Raw genomic sequence first — 3532 nt, 5'->3', positions numbered from 1 at the left:
AATTTATGGTCTATTTCAATGGCAGTTACGAAATTACACCTCTGTACTAATTCAAGGGTAAAATGCCCTTTTCCTGACCCCGGCCCGCAGCGCACCCATCGGCTCGGCGGTCGCCGCGGCCGCGGCGCGATATGTACTCCGCTCCAGGCTGAGCTCGCCCGCCGCGGCACCCTTGGCACGGAACACGAAATCCTCATCCGGCGGCCGGAGCCTGACCTCGTGGTCCACATGGGCCCGGGAGAGGTACTCGTGTGCCAGGGCGAAGTCAGTCGTGTCGATTTCGACTCGCTCGACCTGCACCACGGGTCCGAGTGTCCTCCCGTGCACCGTTGCAAAGAACGTCAAACAGGCCCTATGTGGCCGGTGGCGCACGAAGCGGCACGCGCTTGCATTGTCCTGCGCTCCGCGTCGTTGCCGGTCCGGGCGGCCGCCGCGAGGAAGTTCTCCCGGGCCTCGGCGTGGTCCCCCGAGCGGCAGAGCAGATCGCCGGTGACCGCGTACAACAGGTGGTAGTCGCGCATCCCCGGCACGTCGCGAAGGGGACGCACCAGAGCCAGCCCGGCGTCCGGGCCGAAGGCCTGGGCGGTCGCGACGGCCCGGTTGAGCTCCACGACGGGGGACGGGCTGATCCGGGCCAGGCCGTCGTAGAGCGCGGTGATCCGCTCCCAGTCGGTGTCCGCGGCGACCGCCGCGCGGGCGTGGCAGGCCGCGATCGCCGCCTGCAGCGCGTAGTTGCCGACCGTGCCGCCCAGCCGCTCGATGCGGTCCATGGTGGCCAGCCCGCGCCGGATCAGCAGCCGGTCCCAGCGGGTGCGGTCCTGGTCCATCAGCAGGATCGCCTCGCCGCCGGGGCCGGTGCGGGCCCGCAACCGTGACGCCTGCAGCTCGATCAGGGCGAGCAGGCCCAGCGTCTCGGTGTCGCGCGGGGTCAGCGCGGCCAGCATCCGGCCGAGCCGCAGCGCCTCCGCACACAGGTCGCCGCGGAACCACCGGCTGCCGCTGGTGGCCGAGTAACCCTCGTTGAAGACCAGATAGATCACCTCGCGGACGGCGTCCATCCGGGCCGGCCGGTCCGGCTCGGCGGGCAGCTCGAAGCGCACCTTCGCCGCGGCGAGCGTCTTCTTCGCCCGCACGATCCGCTGGGCGATGGTCGGCGCCGGGGTCAGGAAGGCGCGCGCCACGTCCTCTGTGCTCAGCCCGCAGACCAGCTTGAGGGTGAGCGCCGAGCGGGCGTCCGGCGACAGGATCGGATGGCAGGCCATGAAGATCAGCCCGAGCAGGTCGTCGGCCAGGTCGGCGTCGGCGTCGTGCTCGACCGCCTGCGGCTGCGCCGCCGCGACGACCCGGTACTTCTCGCGCTGGGTGTCACGGCGGCGGATCCGGTCGATGGCCAGGTGACGCGCCGTCGTGGTCAGCCAGGCGGCGGGATTGTCGGGTACGCCCTCCGCCCGCCACTTCTCGATCGCCGTGACGAACACCTCCTGGGCCAGCTCCTCGGCGGTGTCCAGATCGCCCACCAGCCGCATCAGGCGGGCGATCAGCCGCGGCGACTCGACCCGCCACAGCGCGGCCATCCGGTCGTCGTCCATCACCGGAGATCTTCGAACTCGACCACCCGCCGCACGTCGACCCGGTGGGTGCCGATCACCTGAGCCCAGCGCCGCGCGTGCTCGACGGCCTCGGCGAGCGAGTCGACCTCGAGGATCGCGAAGCCGCCGATCAGCTCCTTGGCCTCGGCGAACGGCCCGTCGATCACCCGGACCGACCCGCCCTCCTGCTCGACCCGGGCGCCCTGTGCGCTGCCGTGCACACCCTCGCCGGTCAGCAGGACGCCGGCCATCGACGCCTCCTGCATGTACTGGCCGATCGCGGCCTGGGTCTCGGGCGACGGAGGGACGCCCTCCTCCATCTCCTGCGTCTGGTAGTGCATCAGCATGTAGCGCATGGTGACCTCCGAAGATCAGGCGTTGGCGTAGACGAGGTGCAGGACACCGGTGCCGAAGGTAGTCGAGTCGACCAGCTTCAGCGGCACCGTCGCGCCGTCGGTGAACAGCTTCTTGCCGTGGCCCACCACGATCGGGTGGACCAGCAGGTGCAGCTCGTCGATCAGACCCTGCTCGAGCAGGCCGCGGACCAGGGTGGCGCTGCCCGTCGTACCCAGGCGGGTGGTGCTCTTGATCTTGGTCAGCTCGGCCTTGACGTCACCGTTGACCACGGTCGTGTTCTGCCACGACGGATCGGTCAGCGTGGTGGACACGACGTACTTGCGGGCGCCGTTCATCACGCCGGTGATCGGGTCGGCCGGGTCGGCGGTCGGCCAGTAGGAGGCGAACTCGTCGTAGGTGCGCCGGCCGAGCAGGGTGGCGTCGGTCTCGCCCATCAGCTGCCCGACGACGGCGCCCATCTGGTCGTCGAAGTAGGGGAAGTGCCAGGCGTCGGGCTTCTCGATGACGCCGTCGAGGGAGATGAAGAGGCTGGACTTGATGAATCCCATCGTGGGCTCCTCGGTTCGTTCGGGCTTGCCTTCACCCGGTACGCCGAACGAGCCCGCCGCCTTTCGACACGGTCGCCGAAGTTTTTCTAACGAGTTCTGAAGAAGGCGATCGCCGAGGTCAGGGCCAGGTCCGTCAGCACGGGATCGTGGCGCGGGCCGACGTCGCGCATGAAGGCGTGCTCCCCGCCGCGGTAGATGTGCAGCTCGAGATCGTCGTGGCCGGCCGCGTAGAGCGCCGAGACGATCTGCCGACGCGCGTCGGCCGGGACGTGCGGGTCCTGCGAACCGAAGACGATCATCAGGCGGCCCCGGATGCCGGCCGCGCGGGCGAGCGAGCCCGGGTCGTCGGCGCCGAGGCCGCCGCTGTGCAGCCCGGTCGGGTAGAAGCAGACGGTCTTCTCGACGCGCTCGTCGAGAGCCGCCCGGAAGGCGAGATGGCCGCCGATGCAGAAGCCGGTCGCGTACAGAGCGGAGACGTCGTCGCGGCCCTCGAGGTAGTCGAGGACCGCGACCCGGTCCTCGTCGAACTGGGCGGTCGTCGTCGCGGCGGCGCCGGCCAGGCCGTCCGCCTTGCCTGCGTCGTCGAACTCCAGCACGACGCCGGCCAGCTCGGTGCGCGGATAGATCTCGGGTACGCACACCACGAACCCGTCCGACGCCAGCCGCCGCGCGGTGCGCAGCGTCGACTCGGTCAGCTGGAAGATGTCGGTGTAGAGCAGCACGCCCGGCCACGGCCCGTCCCCGCCGGGCCTGATGACGATGGACCGGATGTCATAGCCGGCGGCGGGGACGCGCACTTCTTCCTCACGAAGCTTCACAGTCAGCGACCTTAGCCGCCTTGGCGCGGTGATCTAGGATGCCGCGTCATGGGTGCAATCAAGCCGTGGCATCTCCTCGTGTGCCTGGTCGTCGTCGCTGTCGTCGTGGTCGGGCTGGTCGTGACGATGATGCGTAAGCGCTAGCAGTATATTAAGTATGGTTCCAAGAGAATATTTTCATCCTAAACCTAAAGTGAATAGCTCACTTATCAGATTAAAT

5 protein-coding genes and 2 pseudogenes are annotated in these 3532 nt (G+C 68.9%); 1 reads left to right on the top strand and 6 read right to left on the bottom strand.

Annotation, left to right across the window (positions count from 1 at the left end; translation table 11 throughout):
• The 6 genes and pseudogenes from AB0M20_RS32655 to AB0M20_RS32630 form a co-directional block, all read right to left on the bottom strand.
• Positions 1-80 (bottom strand): annotated as a pseudogene (locus tag AB0M20_RS32655) (23S rRNA (adenine(2058)-N(6))-methyltransferase Erm(B)); the annotation flags it as partial.
• Complete coding sequence (locus tag AB0M20_RS32650; protein ID WP_364304186.1) at positions 52-303, bottom strand: hypothetical protein; 252 nt, start codon at positions 301-303, stop codon at positions 52-54. The gene AB0M20_RS32650 and the pseudogene AB0M20_RS32655, both read right to left, overlap by 29 nt.
• Before the next feature lie 38 nt (positions 304-341).
• A complete protein-coding gene (locus AB0M20_RS32645) occupies positions 342-1589 on the bottom strand; it encodes a sigma-70 family RNA polymerase sigma factor (RefSeq protein ID WP_364304185.1) in 1248 nt (415 codons plus the stop codon).
• Positions 1589-1945, bottom strand: a complete 357-nt coding sequence (locus tag AB0M20_RS32640) for a YciI family protein (RefSeq protein ID WP_364304184.1) — start codon at positions 1943-1945, stop codon at positions 1589-1591. The genes AB0M20_RS32645 and AB0M20_RS32640 overlap by 1 nt, the downstream gene beginning before the upstream one ends.
• Positions 1946-1960: 15 nt before the next feature.
• Positions 1961-2494, bottom strand: a complete 534-nt coding sequence (locus tag AB0M20_RS32635) for a dihydrofolate reductase family protein (protein WP_364304183.1) — start codon at positions 2492-2494, stop codon at positions 1961-1963.
• Between the two features lie 86 nt (positions 2495-2580).
• A complete protein-coding gene (locus AB0M20_RS32630; protein WP_364304182.1) occupies positions 2581-3312 on the bottom strand; it encodes a dienelactone hydrolase family protein in 732 nt (243 codons plus the stop codon).
• Between the two features lie 145 nt (positions 3313-3457).
• Here AB0M20_RS32630 and AB0M20_RS32625 point away from each other — a divergent pair.
• Positions 3458-3532: pseudogene (locus tag AB0M20_RS32625) on the top strand (rRNA adenine N-6-methyltransferase family protein); the annotation flags it as partial.

It is taken from the genome of Actinoplanes sp. NPDC051633 (assembly GCF_040681735.1).
GTDB lineage: Bacteria > Actinomycetota > Actinomycetes > Mycobacteriales > Micromonosporaceae > Actinoplanes.
This window is presented reverse-complemented; position numbering and strand designations above follow the sequence as displayed.